The following is a 17,075-nucleotide window of genomic DNA, read 5'->3' on the forward strand; positions in this document are numbered from 1 at the left end:
CTGCGAGTTGATCACCACCTCCGGACCGCCCCAGCTCCTCCTGGTCACCTGTGCCGGGCCCTACCGCCAAGGCAGCGGCCACCGCGACTGTCTCTACGTCAGCACCGTCCCAACTCCGCCTTCCACCAGGTGAAGTCAGGCCCCCACGGTCACTGGCCGACCGAGCGGAAGACGCCCCGCTCCCCTGCGTCTTCGGCATCGCGCGCAAGCCAGAGAGCTGCGAGGCCACCCCTCACGCCATGTCCGGACGCACCCACCGCCAGCCGATGGGCCCGCCCGGACTGCGTGAGGTGAACGTCAGGCCGAGTAGGCCACGTTCGCCATCATCCCGGCCTCACCGTGGTACGCGTTATGGCAGTGCAGCATCCACTGGCCCGGGTTGTCGGCGTCGAAGAAGACCGACAGCTTCTTCTTGGGCAGCACGATCGCGGTGTCCTTGCGGGGACCGGAGGTGCCGATCTGGTACGTGTGGCCGTGCAGGTGCATCGGGTGCCACATGTCGGTGTCGTTGACGAAGTCGAGCCGTACGCGCCGGCCCTCCTCGATCATGATCGGGTTCGCCTCGGGGTTGTCCATGTCGAAGGGCTTGCCGTTGATGGCCCAGTCGTACTTGTCCATGCCGCCGGTCAGCTTGACCTGGTGCGTGACATCGGTCTTGGCGGAGTTGAGCCGCACGTCGTCGGCGGCGCGCAGCTGGGACGCCGTCATGATCATGCCGTCGAGTTCCTTCGGGCGGACAGTCGCCTTCGGGGCGCTCCCCGAGCCCGTGCGCACCAGGGCGAAGCCGTTCGCGTCCTTGCCCTCGGCCTCGGCGACGAGCGGGAAGACTCCGTCGCCGAGGGTGACGAGGACGTCGTAGCGCTCACCCATGCCGACCAGCAGGGCATCCACCTCCTGGTGCTGGACCGGGAAGCCGTCGGTGTGGGTGATGGTCAGCTTGTGGCCGCCGAGGGCGACCCGGTAGGCGGTGTCCCCGCCCGCGTTGATGATCCTCAGCCGTACCTTCTTGCCGGGCTTGCCGGTGTAGACGTCGGGGTCGGCCGCCACCCTGCCGTTGATCAGGTGGTGCGGGTACTTCACGTCGCCGGCATCGCCGCTGAGCAGGTCGCTCTCGGCGCCCATGAGCATGAACTTCATCGACATGCCGTCCGAGTCCGAGGACGCGGAGGCTGAGGGTGACGCCGAGTCCCCCATCTCCATCCCGCTCATGTCGTGGCCCTCCATGCCGCTGGAGCCGGAACTGCTGCTCTCCCCCGTGTCCATGCCGCCCATGCCCTGCCCGACCTCGGCGAAGACCTCGTCGGGGGTGCCGGTGACCCCGTCGACCCAGTCGTCGAGGAGGACGACCCACTCGTCGTCGTACGACAGCGGCTCCCTGGGGTCCTCGACGATCAGCGGGGCGTACAGGCCGCGGTCGAGCTGGACACCGACGTGCGGGTGGAAGAAGTACGTGCCGGGCGCGTCGGTGATGAACCTGTACGTGAAGGTGGAGCCGGCCCGGACAGCGCTCTGGGTGGTGGGCGGCACGCCGTCCATGTCGTTGCGCATGGCAACGCCGTGCCAGTGGATGGACGTGGTCGTCTTGTTCGGGAGCTGGTTCGACAGCTCGGCGACGAGAGTGTCGCCGACGGAGAGCCGGATCTCCTTGCCCGGGGCGCGGCCGTCGAAGGCCCAGGTCTTGGCCATGACGCCGCCGCCCAGGTCGATCGTGGCGGGCGCCGCGGTCAGGGTGACCTTCTGCTGGCGTCCGGTGCTCTTGCGCTTCTCCTCCGCGGCGGCGACCGCCGAGCCGGAAGGGGTGACCAGGGCGTTGCTGCTATCGGAGCCACTCGCATTGGTGCAGGCGGTGAGTGCTCCGGCGCCTGCGACTCCCAGCCCGGCGAGCAGGACGGAGCGGCGGTCGATGCTGTTCATGGTGTTGTGTCCTCTGCTTCGAAACTGCCGATGTGGTCGCGGAGGGACGGCACATCGCGCGCCGTCCGGCGCGGCCTATATGCGCAGTTGCGAGAGGACGGACAGATCGGGCGGGGCACGGCCGACCGTACCGGCGGGGGCACGCCCTGCCACGGCACGCTCCAGGTCAGCGGGCGGGTCGAACGCGCTCTGGCCTGGCGCGGCCAGCTGAACGGAACCGACGCTCGCCGTGGCGCAGTGCTGCATACCGGGCATGGCGCAGGCGCCGGAATCCACGCCGTGCCTGGACGTTTCCGAGGCGGAGGGTGTTGCCTCGCCCGCCATCCCATGACCCGTGTGCGCCATCGCCTGAGCCGCGTGGGCGGGAGCCGGCATGCGAGCAGAGCCGGACATGGGCGAGGCGGACGCCATGGACGTCATGGACGTCTCGTGGTGGACGAGCACGGCCAGCGCGACGCACAGGGTGAGGAACACCCCGTACGCCCAGCGGACGGCCATGCCGCCGTCGCTGTGAGCCGCCCGTATCGCCATGAGTTCCACCTGTGCCGTGCCGACTGGTCACCGGAGTCTCATCTTACCCCTCGGGGGTACTTGCGGCTTCACGGCCCGATGAGATCTTCCTCGGCCCGGAGCCCTCCGTACGACGAGTCCGCCCGCGGGCAAGGACTGAGCCCCAGCAGGAGCGCCGGCATCGGCGAGATGGCGATCCCGCCCGGTCAGGTCGACCTTGAGACCGCTACCGGCAACTCCGGGGCCGTCACCCAACAAGGTCCGGAGTTCGTCCGAGACGTGGCCGCGGGCGGTGCCAGCACTTGCGTACTGCTTCCTGTCGCACCATCCACGGCCACGCTCATCGTCCGGTCGCGCGCGAGCGCGACCGGGGTTCGCTGCGCCGTCGAGGCGGCAGCGGAAGCACGAAACACCTTAGTACTTCCTGAGAACGATCCCGGTCGTCCGCGACGGGGAAAGGCGCCCTCGACCAGGCCGGGCAGTCGGAGCCGGCCGCGGCTTCGCTGGGCGCGCAGGCTGGGGCAGCGCCAGCAGTCATAGCCCCGCTCACGTCACGTCATCGGCATGCCCACCCTTCGGCCGCTCCGCGGAGCGCTCCGGCACGGGGCCGGCCAGGCCGGGGATCCGCCGGCCGACAAGCAGGTAGATGACCATGCCGGCCAGGGCGAACGAGCCGACGCCGAGGAACATGGCGGTGCCGCCGTAGGCAGCGAGCAGCAGACCGCCGGCGACCGGCCCGACGGCGTAGCCCATGTTGGTGGTCATGCACTGGCAGGAGAACCACATCACGCGCCGTCCCGGCGGAAGCAGGTCGCTGCTTCCACTTCAATGGCCGGACTCGGCGTGCGCGCCGTGGTCGCCGAGCTGAGCTTGGAACCACTCGTGCAGGGCGTCGGCCAATGCGGAATCCTCCGTGGTGTAGGTCAAGGTGGCCCCGTCGGCCCGGTTCTCGTAGTGCACCTCGAAACGGTCGTACCCGTCCTGCAGTTCAGCGAGGCCGGGCATGTCGGCGCCGTGGATCCGGGCGGGGTCGGCGAAGTCCCCTCGGCTGAACGCCGCGGCCTCCTTGCGCAGGTGAGCGCGTATCAGGTCGATCTGCTCGGTATCGCCGCGCTGGTCGGCCACGACATCCTGGGTGCCTCCCGTTGCCGTGGGGGTGAAGCGGTGGGTGGTCCGCTCAAGGTCGAAGGGCATGACGGTTTCACCCCGCTCGGCCACCAGTTCCTGCCGCTCGGTCCGGCCCTCGCCCGGGTCCCGCTGTGAGCCGCTGGTCACCAGGACGACAGCCGTGACCGCGCCAGCGACCATCACGCCCGCAGCCGCCACCAGAGCCCGGCGCTTGCCGCTATTCATCCAGTGCCTCCACCATCACATCGAGGGCGTGGAGTACGCCCGCTCTTTCGTGGGCCGGGATCGAACTGAGTAGCCGGGAGAACCGCTCCCGTCGTGCTTCAGCGAGATTCTGCGCCGCTCGCCGCCCCGAAGGGGTGAGCCGCAGTACAACACCGCGTCCGTCGTCGGGAGCCGGGGCGCGCTCCACCCAGCCACGACCTGACAGCTGCCCCACCAGTCGGCTCACGGTGCTCTTTTGCAGCCGCAGCCGACGGGTGAGTTCGACCTGCCGCAGCTCGCCTTCCTGCGCCAGCTCGCTCAAGGCATGTGCTTCGGAGACCGAGATCGGCTGGCCGCAAGGGGTTGTTTCCGGCTGGTGCAGCCCGAAGGCGCGCACGAAGCTCCCCAGCGCCTCCTGGAGAACAACCGGGTCATCAGCCCTTTGATCCTTGGACATGGTTCGACAGTACAACCAGAAGGTTCGGCAGTACAACCAGTTTCCGTGTTCGGGCAGAAGCACTACCGGCTACCTGAACACCCTCCGACTCCGAAACGTACTAAGGGCACTAGCAGTTAACGCCCCACGTGGCGCCTCGCGGTGCTTCGTACGACGAGGCGGCGCCAGCAGCGCAGGCCCGCCGGCTCGAACGAATGGGAAGGTGAAGATGGGAATCCTCGCGCTCAGTTGGGCCATCGCGTTGGTCTCCGCCCTGGTGGCCGCCGTCAGCGCGGTCCGGATGGTGACCACCAGCGGTGAGACCCGGTTCGCGGCGGGCGGCGACCTGCTGATGGGGCTGTGCATGGCGACCATGGCCCTGCCTGCGACGGTCGGCTGGTACGCGGGCTACGGCATGTGGTGGGCGGTGGCGTTCGGCATCCTCGGGCTCGGGGGTGTGGCGATGGCGGTCAAGCACGCGCGCGCTGGGGGGTGGAAGCACGGCCGTCACTGGGTGCACCTGATCGTCGGTAGCTTCGGCATGGTGATCATGACGCTGGCCATGACGAGTACGTCGTCCGGTCCGGTGCTCGCGCTGGGCGGCGGGCACTCCATGGCCCACATGCCGGGCATGGAGAACACAGCGAGCGCGACGCGCACGCACGAGATGGCGGGCATGGACCACACGAACGGCATGGGGTCCACGCACGACACGGGGTCCATGCACGGAATGGACATGCCGGGCATGACGAGCGCCGCGGCCGACGCCGGTTCCTCCGCCGGATCCAGTTCTGTATGGCGCTTCGTGGTCGCGGCTCTCGCCGTCTACTTCCTGCTGTCGATCGGCGCGTCCGTGTGGGCGAGGATCCGGGGTACGCGGCGAGGTGGTCGGGGTGCCGGCTCTCGGGGAGGCTGGGGCCGCTGGCTACTCGCCATGCCGGACACCGTGCTCGTCTACCTGGCGTCGCTGACGCTCTCGGTGTGGGACAGGACCAGGCCGGGCCAGCGATCAGGCCACGGGCGGCGCCGCAAACTCGGAGCCGCGCACGACGCGGCGCTGGCAGCGCATATCGGCATGGGCGGGACCATGTCCGCGATGCTGCTGATGATGGCCGTGTGAAAGCCGGTCGAGTCGTCGCCGACCGGCAGGACGACGCCGCGCATGGGCGAGCGCGGCACCATGATCGGCATCACGCCCCACGGAGTGGCCTCAGCACAGGCTCGTAGGGCTCGACAGGGACCTGTATCGCTCAACAGGGGCCGGCATCCGCGAAGCCGTTTCGCATTCGGCGGTTGGCGACCGTGTGTGCAGCCCCACAGGTTACGAAGATACCCCTAGGGGGTATAGTGTTCGATGTCGCGGACAGGGCCGGGGACAACGCCCCTCCCTGAAAGCAGTCCACACACCCACACTCCGAGGAAGTAGCCATGACCACCCAGACGAACTCCAGCTCCAGCTCCGGCTCTTGCTGCGGCTCCTGCGGTTCCGGCGCCACGGTCGACATCGAGGGCGTCGGTGTCACCACCACCTACAAGGTGTCCGGCATGACCTGCGGCCACTGCGAGAGCTCCGTCTCCCAGGAGGTATCCGCTCTGGACGGCGTCACCGCGGTCAAGGCCGTCGCCAGGACCGGCGAGGTCACCGTCACCTCCGCCGCGCCGCTCGACGAGGCGGCCGTCCGCGCCGCCGTCGACGAGGCCGGCTACGAACTCGTCGGCCGCGTCTGACTACCCCCCTCCGGGGCCCCGGCCCCGGACACGCGATTCCTCCCCCGCCGGGACGTACCGCTCCGCTGATAAGGACGCCGTACGTCCCGGCCTCGCCCCTGGAGATACGTCCATGACCAGCACGGCTCCCGGGAAGGCAGTCCCCGACACAGCGCCCGCCCCACCTCCGAGGTCGAGCTCTCCATCGGCGGCATGACCTGCGCCTCGTGCGCGGCCCGCATCGAGAAGAAGCTCAACCGCATGGACGGCGTCACGGCGACCGTCAACTACGCCACCGAGAAGGCGAAGGTCTCGTGCCCGGAAGGCGTCGAGGTCACCGACCTCATCGCCACCGTCGAGAAGACCGGCTACACCGCCGAGGAGCCGCCCTCGCCCGTGCCAGAGGCAGGCGCGCGGCGCTTGAGGGCGAGGAACGGGTGCGCCAGCCTGCTACTGCACGGACGGATCGACACCCGCTCATATCAGCGACGAATGAGCGGCCTCACCCACGGCCGACGCGTGGTCGAACGTCCGCACCGGCCCGGCCGAAACCTCCGAGGCCGCGCCGCCCGAGCGGTCCCGCACCGCTCGCGCCCTCGGCGCGGGACCGCTGTCCGCCTTCGCGGTCGGCTGCCTGATCTGCAACAAACTCGTGGTGCCGGCTATCGGCGTCAGCGGCGCCCTGGCGTACTTTGCGCCGGTGCAGCCGGCGCTCGCCGTGGCGTCGATGGCTCTGCTCGTCCACGCGCTGGTCCGGCGGTTGCGCCGCACCGCGAACGTCCCCGCCGTGCCTTCGTGATGGTCGCTCCACCGGGCACAGCCACCCTGGTGTACCCCGAGGGGGTATGCTAACTTCCCGTCGTATCACCATCACTCACCTGGCGATCCTGGCCCGTGGGCACCGGCTCTGGAGGGCCGGCACGGTGTATGCCGTTGACGGACACCACCGCTGGAGGCAGTTGACGCCGGAGCGAAGCACCTCGTCAGCCCTGGTGTCGTACGTTCCGCCCCTCACGGTTGGCTGCCATGTTGCCGAAGGGGTAACCGTCGGGAGTAATCGTCGGCAAGGGGGCCGTATGCAGACATCCGACTGGCAACCGGTACTGGTCCTGCTCGTGCTCGTCGTCGCGGGCGTCGTTCTGCTGCACGCCCTCTCCATCACAGTGCGGGCCGTCCGCGAGCCGCTGCACACCGGCCCGTTCAGCGGAGGCCTCGAACCGCGGGAGCATCCCCTTTCCCGGTTCCATGTGCGCTGGTACCCCGTCACGATGGTCTTCCTCGCGTTCGACATGGAGATGCTCTTCATGTACCCGTGGACAAAGGTCGTCTCGGCCGTCGGCACGACCGCGGTCGTCGAGATGTTCCTCTTCCTCGGCGTGCTGCTCGCGGGTGTCGGATACGCCTGGCGGGAAGGGGCGTTCCGGTGGAGTTGAGGCGCAGGCTGCTACGAACTGCCGTTTCCCGGCCGGGGGTTCTGCTCGCGGTATGTCCCGGGGCCACGCGGGAGCGGCTCGCCGTCGAGGCGGAGTTGGCGCGTCGTGGATGGCCGAGTGTGAGCGCCCCAGCGGCGGCGGATCTGCTGGTGGTCCTGGGTGATCGCGAGGCCGAGGAGAGTGACTGGGTCGAGAACCTGTGGCACGCCATTCCGGCACCCAAAGCCCGAGTGGAGGTCACGGATCCCGACCGCACCGCCGACGCCCTCGATCGCGGACTGACCGAGCTTGCGCACGGCCAACTCAGAGGCCCGGCCGAAACCTCGGACCATGATCATGGTGCGGCCGCCGGGCATGGCGAGCAGCCAGAGGCGGACGAGCACGCAGAGCACGGCGGGCACGAGGCAGACGGTGACCATGGCGGTCACGACATGCACACCGGACACGAGACGCACGATGAGCACGACGGTCATGACATGCACCGCGCACACGACGGTCACGACATGCACGGCGGAGACGAGGCGCACGGCGACCACGACATGCACGGCGGTCACGACCCGCACGGTGGACATCACGGGCACGCCGGTCACGACATGGGCGGTCTCGTGGATGGCCTGCCCATGGCCGACCGGGCCGATGACCGGGACGGGTTGAGGCTCGACCGGCTGCACGTGCCGCTCGGGCCCGCGCTCGCCGACTGGCCCGCGGGGCTGATTCTGCGTATGGCTCTGCAGGGCGACGTCGTTCAGGAGGTGACCGTCGAGACGGTGGCCGTTCCGCCGTCTCCGCGTCCCCCCTCCTGGGGCTTCCGGGCCTTCTGGGACGAACCCTGGCTGCGGACCGCCGCCGGTGAACGTGTCTCGAAGGGCGACGCGGCACGACGGCTGTGTGCGGCGCATCTGGACAGCCTGGGCAGGTTCTTCGCCGTGGCCGGGTGGGCCGACATGGCCGCCCGTACCCGGTACGTACGCGATCGAGCCCTGGCCGGGGCCGACGCCGCCGAACTCACCCCCCTCGTACGTCCCTTGATCCGTCGGGCCGGGCGCTCGTGGACCCTGCGCCGACTCACGACGGGGCTCGGGGTACTGCGTACGGGGCAGGCGCGTCACGCGGGGGTGACCGGACCGGCCCTGGTCGCCGACGGCGATGCGCACAGCCGCATGCTCATGTGGCTCGACGCGGTCGGGCGGAGCGCGGCGGCCTGCGACGAGACCGAGACGCTGGACCTGGACGGGGCCGAGGCCATCGGGCCCCGCGGGCGCGTCGACGGGCCCGTGCCCCCGTCGCAGGCGCTGCTGGACGTCCTGCCCGGCCTGCTCGAAGGCACCGAGTTCGCGTGCGCGCGGATCATCGTCGCGAGCCTGGACCCGGACCCCGACGAGCTCGCGCACGTACCGGCTGCGGGGATGCTCCATGGCTGAACGCACGCCGCTGTGGGCGGTCTTCGTCCTGCCTGCCCTCCTGGTCGCGGTGGCCCTGGTGACGGCCGGCGTGGATGCCGTACTCGCGGCCGGTGCTCGGACCGGGCGGCCCGCGTCACTGCGTGAGGTGGCCGTACGGGCGGCCGGCCCCGGCCGTGAGGTACTGCGGCAGCTGGTGCAACAGCCGCGGCGGACGCGCGCGTCCGATGTGCCACTCGCCCGCATCGGTGCGGCCCTGCTTCCCGTCGCCGCGGTCCTGGCCGCCGTCGTCCTGCCGCTCGGCTTCCGGTCGGTGAGCGATCTGCCGGACGGGATCGTCTGGTTCAACGCGATGGAGGCGCTGGCCTGGGCAGCGGTGTGGCTGGCGGGCTGGGGGCCGAACTCGACCCTCTCGCTCATCGGCGGCTACCGTTTCCTCGCGCAGGGGCTGGCGTACGAGCTCCCGCACATGCTGGCCATCACCACGGCCGCGCTGGGGGCGGAGTCGCTGCGGGTCGGCGAAGTCGTCGACGCCCAGGCGGGGTTGTGGTTCGCGGTGTGGATGCCGGCGGCCTTCGGGATCTATCTGCTCAGCGCCATGGCGATGGCCTTCTGGGGTCCGTTCGACCAGCCCGCCGGACAGGACGTGGCGGGCGGTGCGGCCGCCGAACTGTCGGGCGCGGACCGCGTGCTCTTCCTCGGCGGCCGATGGCTGCTGCTGGTCGTGGCGGCGGCGTTCAGCGTGCCGCTCTTCCTCGGCGGCGGGCACGGGCCGCTGCTGCCCGGCTGGGCATGGACCGTACTCAAGACGGCCGCCGTGCTGGCCTTCCTGGTCTGGGCCCGGCGCAGGATTCCCACCCTGCGCATGGAGCGCTATCTGGAGCTGGCCTGGGTCGTGCTGACCCCGCTCGCCATCGCTCAGGCGCTGGTGGTGGCCGTGGTGGTGCTGAACCGGTGAAATCCGTCAACTCCGTGAATCGATGGGTTCCGTGAAATCCGCGAATTCCGATTCCATGACGAGAGCGAGGTGACGTACGTACATGGATGCCGCGGTCTTCTGGATCCTGGCCGTCCTTGCGGTCGTCAGCGGCGTGTGGGTGTTCCGCTTCGACTCCATGGCCAGAGCGACGTTCTCCCTGCTGACCTCGCTGCTGTGTGTGGGCGGCCTGGTCATCCTGCTGGGGCTCGACTATCTGGGCATCGTCATCGTGCTGATGATGACCATCGAGATGGCCATCATGGCGGTCTTCATGGTGATGTACATGATGAACCCGGCCGGGCTCATGCCGATGACGATGATGCACAACAAGAAGGGCGCGGCCGTCGTCTGCGGTCTGGTCTTCGCGCTTCTGGCCGCCGGAATCCTGCTGGCTCCCTGGCCCGCACGCCGGGGCAAGGCCCCTGCCGATCCGACCATGGAACTCGGCATGTCCCTGATGGGCCCGCAGATGCTCACCATGATGACGCTGGGCCTGGCGCTGTTCGCGACGATCGTCGCCACGGTGGTGCTGGCCACCAGGCGGGGACGGTACGACCGGCTGGGCGACGATCTGCGGGCGCGGCGCGCGGACGATCCCGTACGGGGCGGTGTCGGCCAGTGACTCTGGAACTGCTTCTACTGGTGGCCGCGGCGCTGTTCTGCGTCGGCCTGTTCGGGGCTCTCACCCAGCAGTCGATCGTGATGCTGATGATGGGTCTCGAGCTGATGCTGGGCGGGGTCATCCTGGCCGCCGCGGCCGCCTGGCACTACATCGCGCCTGCGGCGGCCGACGGTCAGGTGCTGATCGTCCTGGCGGTCACGGCGATGGCGTTGGAGATGGCGGTCGGGTTCGCCGTGGTCACCGCGCTGTTCCGGTCGCGGGAGGTCGACATGACCGACATGGCGGCGGAGTTGAAGGAGTGAGCGCCCTGATGTGGGCGCTGGTCGCCCTGCCGCTCGGTGCCGGTGCGCTGCTCCTGATGGCCGGGCGGCGGGCCGATCGTGCCGCGCCGGGTGTGGCGCTCGCTGTCGCGGTCGCCGCCCTGGGGCTGGCCGTCGCCGCGGCGTTCCGGCATCCGTCCGCGCGGGCGCCGTTCCTCGACGGACTGCCGGTGCGGTTCGCGGTGGACGGGCTGTCCGGGCTGCTGGCCGTCACGATCACCGCGGTCACGCTCGCCGTACTCCTCTTCAGCGCGGCGGAGTTCGGGGCGGGCGAGGCGCGGGCGCGCTTCTTCGGGCTGATGCTGCTGTTCGCGGGGAGCATGCTCGTCACGGTGACCGCCACGACCCTGCCCGTCCTGCTGATGGGCTGGGAGGTCATGGGCGCCACCTCATGGGCGCTGATCGGCTACTGGTGGCGGGATCCGGAGCGTACGAGCGCGGCCGACACCGCCTTCCTCACCACCCGCACCGCTGACCTCGGCCTCTATCTGGCGGCGGGCGCGGCGCTCGCGAGCGGTCATGACTCGGCGCTGTCACTCGACGGGCTGGCGCGCGCCGAGGAGCCGTGGCTGTCCTTCGTCGCCGCGGGTCTGGTCGTCGCCGCCTTCGGCAAGTCCGCCCAACTGCCTTTCAGCTTCTGGCTGTCGAAGGCCATGCAGGGTCCGAGCCCGGTGTCCGCGCTGCTGCACTCGGCGACCATGGTCGTCGCCGGGGCGTACTTGCTGCTGCGGACCGGGCCGCTACTGGACGCCTCCGGCTGGGGTGACGACGTGGTCGCGTGGACCGGCGCGGCCACCGCCCTCTTCCTCGGGCTGGTCGCGGTGGCGCAGACCGATCTCAAGCAGCTGCTCGCCGCGTCGACGTGCGCGCAGATCGGCTTCATGGTGCTCGCGGCGGGGGCTCATGCCGCTTCGGGCGGCACACTCCAGCTCATCGCCCACGCGGCGGCGAAGAGTCTGCTCTTCCTCGGTGCGGGCGCGTGGTTGACCGCACTGGGCACGCAGCGGCTTCCCGCGCTCCTCGGCGCCGCGCGCCGGCACCCGGCAGCCGGTGTGGCCTTCACCGTGGCCGCGCTCTCCCTGGCCGGGCTACCGCCGCTCTCGCTCTGGGCCGCCAAGGACGTCCTGCTCGCCGGAGCCCTGGAGAGCAGCCCCTGGCTGTACGCCACCGGGCTCGCCGGCGCCGTACTGTCCGCGGTCTACAGCGCCAAGGTCCTGTGGTACCTGTGGCGCCCCGCTGTGCCCCGCCCCGATGCCCGGCCCATCCCCGGCGGGGCGGTGGCGCCCCTGGTCCTGCTGGCCCAGGCGTGTGTCGCGCTGACGCCACTGGCCTTCGCTCCCCTGCGCGACAGCGTGGAGCGCGTACTCGGTCTCCCCGCTGGAATCGAACCCTCCCCGCATCCCTGGGAGTTCGCCCTCTCGGGCGCACTGGCCCTCCTCGCGGCGGCCGTCGCCTGGGCCTGGGGCTCACGCCAACTGCCCCTGCCCCAGCGGGCGAAGACGGGGTTCCGTGACTGGCTGGGCCTCGAACGTGTCGCGCATGTCCTCCTCGTCGGGCCGACGATGCGGCTCGCACGCGCGGCGACGGCCTTCGACGACCGGGTCCTCGACCGCGCCGTGGACGGTTCCGCCTCGGCCGCCGTACGACTCGCACGCTGGACGGACGGTGTCGTGGAGCGGGCCTTCGACGGCACCGTGGGCGCGGTCGCCGCCGGGACCCGGGCCCTCGGACGCTGGTCCCGCCGCCCGCAGACCGGTCAACTGCACCAGTACCTCGCCCAGGCCGTCGCCGCCTTCACCGTCCTCGCCGTCGTGCTCGTCCTCCTGAGGTGACCCCCTTGCTGACCGCCCTCGTCTTCGCGCCCACGGCCGTGGCAGTGCTCCTGTTCGCCCTGCCGCGCCGCACCTCACCGACGGTGTTCCGCGTCGTCTGGGTGGTGATGTCGGCCGTCGAACTCGCCCTGGTCATCGGCCTGTGGGCCGGATACGACTCCGCCGGAGGGATGCAGTACGAAGAGCGCGCCCGCTGGATTCCCAGCGCCGGCGTCGGCTACCACGTCGGCGTCGACGGGCTGTCGCTTCCGCTGCTCGCCCTGACCGGCCTGCTGTTCCTCGCCTGCGCGGTGTACTCCCTGCGCGAGAACCGCCGTATCCGCGAGTTCGCCGCCCTGTTCCTCTTCCTGGAGACCACCTGCCTGGGCCTGTTCGCGGCCCTCGACCTGATCCTCTTCTTCGTCTTCTTCGACCTTTCCATCGTGGCGATGTACTTCGTCATCGCCGGATGGGGTCACCGGCAGGCGGCCCGCGCGGCGTTGAAGTTCTTCCTCTACACCTTCATCGGCTCGCTCGCTCTGCTGCTCGGCTTCATCGGCCTCTACCTCGCGGCGGAACCGCACACCTTCGACATGGTGGAGCTGACGGAGCAGAACCCGCTCGCCGGGCGTTCCGTCTATGGAGCCCTGGTGCTGTTGGCCGTCGTCGTCGGGCTGGCGGTGAAGACGCCGACGGTGCCCTTCCACACCTGGCTGCCACCGGCCCACGTCGAGGCACCCGCCGCCGGTTCGGCGATCCTCGCCGGGGTGCTGCTGAAGATGGGCACGTACGGTTTCGTACGCATCGCCATGCCCATGCTCCCCGAGGTCTGGCGCCGCTACGCCCTCGTCCTGGTCGTCATCGGCGTCGTATCCGTCCTCCACGGTGCCCTGGTCGCTCTCGCGCAGACCGACTTCAAGCGGATGGTCGCGTACACCTCCGTGAACCACATGGGATACATCGTGCTGGCGGTCGGCGCGGCCGCCGCCACGGCGGACGGTTCCGAGCAGGCCCGGTCCCTCGCCGTCACCGGCGCGGTGACACAGATGGTCAGCCACGGCCTGCTCACCGGGGCACTGTTCCTGCTCGCGGGTGTGCTGTACGAACGCGGACGTACCTATGACATGGGCGCGTACTCCGGACTCGCCACCGTGGCACCGGCGTTCGCCGCCATGACGGGCATCGCCGCCTTCGCCTCGCTCGGGCTGCCGGGCTTCTCCGGCTTCATCGCCGAGTTCCAGATCTTCACGGGCAGCCTCGGGCCACGGCCACTGGCCACGTCCCTCTCGGTGCTCGGCATCCTGCTCACCGCCGGGTTGTTCCTGCGCGCGCTGCGGCAGGTGTTCACCGGGCCACTGCGGCTGCCCGACGCGCCGGGTACACCGCGGGTGTTCCCCGAGATCCGCGCGCACGAGAGCGCCGCCGTCGTGCCGCTGCTCGTCCTGGCCGTGGTCCTCGGCGTGGCGCCCCGCTTCATGCTCGACGTCATCGAGCCGGCCTCGCGGTCCGTCCTGGAGTTGCTCGCCCGATGACCGAGATGAACGAGAACCCCCTCTACCTCCTCCCCGAGGTGCTGCTGGCCGCCTCGGCCGTCCTCGGGCTGCTGCTCGGGTCCTGGCTGCCGCGCGCCCGGCAGTGGGCCGTGGGGCTCCTGGCCGCCGTCGCGTGCGTGGCGGGGATCGTCGCCGCGGCGGTGGCCGCCGCCGAGCCCGCCAGGACCGCCTTCGGTGACGCCTTCACCATCGATCCGGTGACCAGCACGTCCCGGATCGTCGTGCTCGGCGGCACGCTGCTCGTACTCGGCGTGTCCTTCGGTCCCCTGCGAGGAGACCCGAGGGAGAGCGAGTTCTACGTTCTGGTGCAACTGGCCGCCCTCGGCGCGCTGATGATGGCCGGGGCCCAGGACCTGCTGCTGATCGCCGCCGCGTACCTGCTGGCGAGCATCCCCGCCTATACCCTCGCCGGGTTCCGCAAGGACGGGCCGGGCACCGAAGCCGCCCTGAAGTTCTACGTGGTCGGCGCCCTGCTCGGCGTACTCATGCTGACCGGCATCACCGTCCTGTACGCGGCCGGGCGCGGGACCGCGTATCCGATGCTCGGGGAGGCGCTGCGCGACGCACCCGAGGTGCTGATCGCCACCGGAGCGATCGGGCTGCTGGCGGGCGTACTGTTCAAGGCCGGGGGTGTGCCGGCGCACTTCTGGGTCCCCGACGCCGTGCAGGGCAGCAGCCCGCCGGTCGCCGCCCTGCTCACCACGCTGCCGAAGATAGGGGCACTTGCCGCGCTCTTCCGGCTCGGTGACGCGGTCTTCGCGGGCAGTCCGCTGCCCTGGCCGGCGCTGATCGCCGTACTCGCCGCCGCGTCCATGACGCTGGGCAACCTCGGTGCGTTCTTCCAGCAGGACGTCAAGCGGCTGCTCGCGTACTCGACGATCAGTCAGGTCGGCTACCTGCTCATGCCGGTGTCCGTGGCCGGCCGCTCGGACCTCGCCCAACAGGCGCTGCTGTACTACCTCGCGGCCTACACCGTCACCAACCTCGGCGCCTTCTCCGTGGTCTGCGCCCTCCCCCGCGCCCACACACTGGACGACTACCGGGGCCTCGCCAAGGAGCGCCCGCTGCTGGCCGCGAGCCTCGTCATCTGCCTGCTGGGACTCGTCGGCACACCGCCGACCTCTGTCTTCCTCGGCAAACTCGAAGCCTTCAGCGCCGCCTTCGACGGCGGCTACGCCTGGCTCGTCGTCCTGGCCGCCGTCAACACCGTGGCGTCCCTCTTCTACTACCTGCGCTGGATCGTGCCCGCGGTATCCCGAGGCGGTTCCTCGCAGCCGGCCGAAGGCAACCGTGCGGCGCGCGTCGTCGCGTACGCCGCCGCAGTCGTCTCCCTCGGGCTTGGGATCGCCGGCGGACCTGTGCTGGACGTGCTCACCGCACCGATCACCCGCTGACAGCACATGCCGTCCCACCCTGACTTTGGGGGCATCACTGTCGGAGGGCGTTGCCGACGCGCTCAGCGGCGACGGGGAAGCACGATCATCGCCGCCGCACCGCCGAGGACGACGACGGCGATGCCACCGAGCAACGCGTTGGCCATACCCGAGTTGAATGCCTCGCGAGCCGCATCGGCCACCTCGGCGCCTCGGCGACCGCCGATCTCCGTGGCGACGCGCAGCGCACCCGTCAGCGAATCGCGGGCCACGTCCGCCGCCGCGGCGGGCAGGGCGGAGACCGCGTCGCCGGTATCCGAGCGATAACGGGCATTGAAGACACTGCCGAGGACAGCGATGCCGAGAACTCCCCCGATTTCGCGGGTGAGGTCGTTCAGCGCGGAGGCGACGCCTTGTTTGCCGGGTGGAAGGGCGGCGACGATGGTCTCGGTCGCCGGGGTCGCGGCGAACGCGATGCCGGCGCCGAGCAGCGTGGTGCTCAGGAGGAACGGCCAGATACCGCCCCCGTCGATGGTGACGGCCAGCACGCCGAGCCCGGCAGCGATCAGTGCCATGCCCAGTGCCATGACGGCCCTGATCCCAAAGCGCTTGGCGAATCCCGGGGCGGCGGGCGAGAACACCATGGCGCCGGCGGCCATGGCAACCAGGGCCAAACCGGCCCGGATGGGCGAGTAGCCGAGGATCTGCTGCAGGTACTGAAGCCCGAGGAAGAAAAAGCCGAACATGGCGATCGACTCGGCAGTGATGACGAGCGATCCCGCGGAGACACCACGCAGCCGGAACACGCGTACGTCGAGCAGTGGGTGCTCAGTACGCATCTCCCACAGTACGAAGGCGGCGAGGCCCGCGGCGCCCAGCACGAACCCGGCGACCACCGCAGGGTCGCTCCAGCCGAGTTCGGGGCCCTCCACGATCCCAAAGACCAGGGCGCCGATGCCGAGCACCGACAACAGCGCACCGCCCGTGTCGAGCGGGGTGGCTCCCGCGCTCCTTGATGTCGGCGCGAGGACGGCCGCGGCCAGGAGCGCGAGGCCGGCGAGCACCGCGTTCGCGACGAACACCGAGCGCCACGAGAACGCCTCCAGCAGCCCGCCGGCCAGCAGAACCGCCAGGAGTGCGGAGCCGAAGCTGACCCCGGACCAGATCCCGACGGCCCGGCCTCGTTCCTCGGGCGGGAAGATGTTGGTGATGATCGACAAGGTCATCGGCATGACCAGAGCCGCGCCCACGCCGGCCAGTCCGCGCAGCCCTATCACCAGGTTCACGTCGTCGATCCAAATGACGGCTCCGGAAGCGAGCGCGAAGACGGCCAGCCCGGCCAGAAGGACGCCCTTGCGTCCGTAGCGGTCGCCCAGCGCACCTCCGAGAAGCAGCAGACCAGCGAAGGTGACGCCGTACGCATTCATGATCCATTGCAGCTCGGACTCGGTGGCCCGCAGATCACGCGCGATATCCGGCACGGCCACCAGGAGCGAGGCGAGCATGCCCACCACGACCGCCAACGCGAGGCACATCACCGCCAGCACAGCGGTCCTCTTGGCCGGGTTCACCGCAGTCGGTGGGCTCGGCGAGGCGTGCGACGGCTGCATGAAAGTCCACCCCCATTCAAACGATCGTTTCAATCGTACGTTTCAAGTGGAGCACGCCCACCTTGCCTGAATCAA

The 17,075-nt window shown here is 70.2% G+C and carries 18 protein-coding genes and 1 pseudogene; 12 read left to right on the plus strand and 7 right to left on the minus strand.

Annotated features, from left to right (window positions below; genetic code table 11):
• Positions 1 to 297 precede the first annotated feature (297 nt).
• From G6048_RS17280 to G6048_RS17300, 5 genes are all read right to left on the minus strand, one after another.
• Positions 298 to 1,914: a multicopper oxidase family protein gene (locus G6048_RS17280; RefSeq protein ID WP_165340433.1), complete on the minus strand. Its 1,617-nt coding sequence runs from the start codon at positions 1,912 to 1,914 to the stop codon at positions 298 to 300.
• A gap of 75 nt (positions 1,915 to 1,989) precedes the next feature.
• Positions 1,990 to 2,445 carry a DUF6153 family protein gene (locus G6048_RS17285; protein ID WP_165340434.1) on the minus strand — a complete coding sequence of 152 codons (456 nt, stop codon included), beginning with the start codon at positions 2,443 to 2,445 and terminating at the stop codon, positions 1,990 to 1,992.
• A 525-nt stretch (positions 2,446 to 2,970) separates the two neighbouring features.
• Positions 2,971 to 3,234, minus strand: coding sequence for an MFS transporter (locus G6048_RS17290; protein ID WP_268978826.1), 264 nt, complete (start codon positions 3,232 to 3,234; stop codon positions 2,971 to 2,973).
• Between the two features lie 15 nt (positions 3,235 to 3,249).
• The gene (locus G6048_RS17295; RefSeq protein WP_206341694.1) at positions 3,250 to 3,777 is read right to left on the minus strand and encodes an aspartate carbamoyltransferase; all 528 of its coding nucleotides are present in this window, start codon (positions 3,775 to 3,777) and stop codon (positions 3,250 to 3,252) included.
• Positions 3,770 to 4,213, minus strand: coding sequence for a MarR family winged helix-turn-helix transcriptional regulator (locus G6048_RS17300; RefSeq protein WP_165340435.1), 444 nt, complete (start codon positions 4,211 to 4,213; stop codon positions 3,770 to 3,772). Before G6048_RS17300 ends, G6048_RS17295 begins: the two co-directional genes overlap by 8 nt.
• Before the next feature lie 208 nt (positions 4,214 to 4,421).
• Here G6048_RS17300 and G6048_RS17305 point away from each other — a divergent pair, with 208 nt between their 5' ends.
• The 5 genes and pseudogenes from G6048_RS17305 to G6048_RS17325 all read left to right on the plus strand — a co-directional run bounded on the left by G6048_RS17305 (position 4,422) and on the right by G6048_RS17325 (position 7,332).
• Positions 4,422 to 5,312, plus strand: a complete 891-nt coding sequence (locus G6048_RS17305) for a DUF5134 domain-containing protein (RefSeq protein ID WP_235989988.1) — start codon at positions 4,422 to 4,424, stop codon at positions 5,310 to 5,312.
• A gap of 308 nt (positions 5,313 to 5,620) precedes the next feature.
• Positions 5,621 to 5,920: a heavy-metal-associated domain-containing protein gene (locus G6048_RS17310; RefSeq protein ID WP_165340436.1), complete on the plus strand. Its 300-nt coding sequence runs from the start codon at positions 5,621 to 5,623 to the stop codon at positions 5,918 to 5,920.
• A 112-nt stretch (positions 5,921 to 6,032) separates the two neighbouring features.
• Positions 6,033 to 6,310, plus strand: a pseudogene (locus tag G6048_RS17315) (cation transporter); the annotation flags it as partial.
• A 244-nt stretch (positions 6,311 to 6,554) separates the two neighbouring features.
• On the plus strand, positions 6,555 to 6,698 hold the full coding sequence (locus tag G6048_RS17320; RefSeq protein WP_328826212.1) for a hypothetical protein: 144 nt from the start codon (positions 6,555 to 6,557) through the stop codon (positions 6,696 to 6,698).
• Positions 6,699 to 6,975: 277 nt separating this feature from the next.
• Positions 6,976 to 7,332, plus strand: a complete 357-nt coding sequence (locus G6048_RS17325; protein WP_165340437.1) for an NADH-quinone oxidoreductase subunit A — start codon at positions 6,976 to 6,978, stop codon at positions 7,330 to 7,332.
• A gap of 11 nt (positions 7,333 to 7,343) precedes the next feature.
• On the opposite strand, the gene G6048_RS51400 is transcribed toward G6048_RS17325, so the two are convergent.
• Positions 7,344 to 7,886 (minus strand): hypothetical protein, encoded by a 543-nt coding sequence (locus G6048_RS51400; RefSeq protein ID WP_328826197.1) that lies wholly within the window; start codon positions 7,884 to 7,886, stop codon positions 7,344 to 7,346.
• On the opposite strand from G6048_RS51400, the gene G6048_RS51405 reads away from it, so the two are divergent.
• The 7 genes from G6048_RS51405 (at position 7,836) to G6048_RS17360 (ending at position 15,411) form a co-directional block, all read left to right on the plus strand.
• Positions 7,836 to 8,753 (plus strand): hypothetical protein, encoded by a 918-nt coding sequence (locus tag G6048_RS51405; RefSeq protein ID WP_328826199.1) that lies wholly within the window; start codon positions 7,836 to 7,838, stop codon positions 8,751 to 8,753. The two genes, G6048_RS51400 and G6048_RS51405, sit on opposite strands and share 51 nt — an antisense overlap.
• Entirely contained in the window at positions 8,746 to 9,690 is a 945-nt protein-coding gene (locus G6048_RS17335) for an NADH-quinone oxidoreductase subunit H (RefSeq protein WP_165340439.1), read from the plus strand. Before G6048_RS51405 ends, G6048_RS17335 begins: the two co-directional genes overlap by 8 nt.
• An 82-nt stretch (positions 9,691 to 9,772) precedes the next feature.
• Positions 9,773 to 10,333: an NADH-quinone oxidoreductase subunit J gene (locus tag G6048_RS17340; protein ID WP_165340440.1), complete on the plus strand. Its 561-nt coding sequence runs from the start codon at positions 9,773 to 9,775 to the stop codon at positions 10,331 to 10,333.
• Positions 10,330 to 10,635 (plus strand): NADH-quinone oxidoreductase subunit NuoK, encoded by a 306-nt coding sequence (locus tag G6048_RS17345; protein ID WP_033327509.1) that lies wholly within the window; start codon positions 10,330 to 10,332, stop codon positions 10,633 to 10,635. Before G6048_RS17340 ends, G6048_RS17345 begins: the two co-directional genes overlap by 4 nt.
• Positions 10,632 to 12,485 (plus strand): NADH-quinone oxidoreductase subunit 5 family protein, encoded by a 1,854-nt coding sequence (locus tag G6048_RS17350; RefSeq protein WP_165340441.1) that lies wholly within the window; start codon positions 10,632 to 10,634, stop codon positions 12,483 to 12,485. Before G6048_RS17345 ends, G6048_RS17350 begins: the two co-directional genes overlap by 4 nt.
• Before the next feature lie 5 nt (positions 12,486 to 12,490).
• Complete coding sequence (locus tag G6048_RS17355; RefSeq protein ID WP_206341695.1) at positions 12,491 to 13,996, plus strand: complex I subunit 4 family protein; 1,506 nt, start codon at positions 12,491 to 12,493, stop codon at positions 13,994 to 13,996.
• Positions 13,993 to 15,411, plus strand: coding sequence for an NADH-quinone oxidoreductase subunit N (locus G6048_RS17360; RefSeq protein ID WP_165340443.1), 1,419 nt, complete (start codon positions 13,993 to 13,995; stop codon positions 15,409 to 15,411). Before G6048_RS17355 ends, G6048_RS17360 begins: the two co-directional genes overlap by 4 nt.
• 62 nt (positions 15,412 to 15,473) lie before the next feature.
• On the opposite strand, the gene G6048_RS17365 is transcribed toward G6048_RS17360, so the two are convergent.
• Complete coding sequence (locus tag G6048_RS17365) at positions 15,474 to 17,000, minus strand: MFS transporter (RefSeq protein WP_165340444.1); 1,527 nt, start codon at positions 16,998 to 17,000, stop codon at positions 15,474 to 15,476.
• Positions 17,001 to 17,075 lie beyond the last annotated feature (75 nt).

Source organism: Streptomyces ureilyticus, from assembly GCF_011045025.1.
Taxonomy (GTDB): domain Bacteria; phylum Actinomycetota; class Actinomycetes; order Streptomycetales; family Streptomycetaceae; genus Streptomyces; species Streptomyces ureilyticus.

What these genes read in the sequence shown, in the direction of transcription:
- G6048_RS17280 (WP_165340433.1), bottom strand. Translation starts at nt 1,914, where the DNA reads ATGAACAGCATCGACCGCCGCTCCGTCCTGCTCGCCGGGCTGGGAGTC.
- G6048_RS17285 (WP_165340434.1), bottom strand. Translation starts at nt 2,445, where the DNA reads ATGGCGATACGGGCGGCTCACAGCGACGGCGGCATGGCCGTCCGCTGG.
- G6048_RS17295 (WP_206341694.1), bottom strand. Translation starts at nt 3,777, where the DNA reads ATGAATAGCGGCAAGCGCCGGGCTCTGGTGGCGGCTGCGGGCGTGATG.
- G6048_RS17300 (WP_165340435.1), bottom strand. Translation starts at nt 4,213, where the DNA reads ATGTCCAAGGATCAAAGGGCTGATGACCCGGTTGTTCTCCAGGAGGCG.
- G6048_RS17305 (WP_235989988.1), top strand. Translation starts at nt 4,422, where the DNA reads ATGGGAATCCTCGCGCTCAGTTGGGCCATCGCGTTGGTCTCCGCCCTG.
- G6048_RS17310 (WP_165340436.1), top strand. Translation starts at nt 5,621, where the DNA reads ATGACCACCCAGACGAACTCCAGCTCCAGCTCCGGCTCTTGCTGCGGC.
- G6048_RS17325 (WP_165340437.1), top strand. Translation starts at nt 6,976, where the DNA reads ATGCAGACATCCGACTGGCAACCGGTACTGGTCCTGCTCGTGCTCGTC.
- G6048_RS51405 (WP_328826199.1), top strand. Translation starts at nt 7,836, where the DNA reads ATGCACGGCGGAGACGAGGCGCACGGCGACCACGACATGCACGGCGGT.
- G6048_RS17335 (WP_165340439.1), top strand. Translation starts at nt 8,746, where the DNA reads ATGGCTGAACGCACGCCGCTGTGGGCGGTCTTCGTCCTGCCTGCCCTC.
- G6048_RS17340 (WP_165340440.1), top strand. Translation starts at nt 9,773, where the DNA reads ATGGATGCCGCGGTCTTCTGGATCCTGGCCGTCCTTGCGGTCGTCAGC.
- G6048_RS17360 (WP_165340443.1), top strand. Translation starts at nt 13,993, where the DNA reads ATGACCGAGATGAACGAGAACCCCCTCTACCTCCTCCCCGAGGTGCTG.
- G6048_RS17365 (WP_165340444.1), bottom strand. Translation starts at nt 17,000, where the DNA reads ATGCAGCCGTCGCACGCCTCGCCGAGCCCACCGACTGCGGTGAACCCG.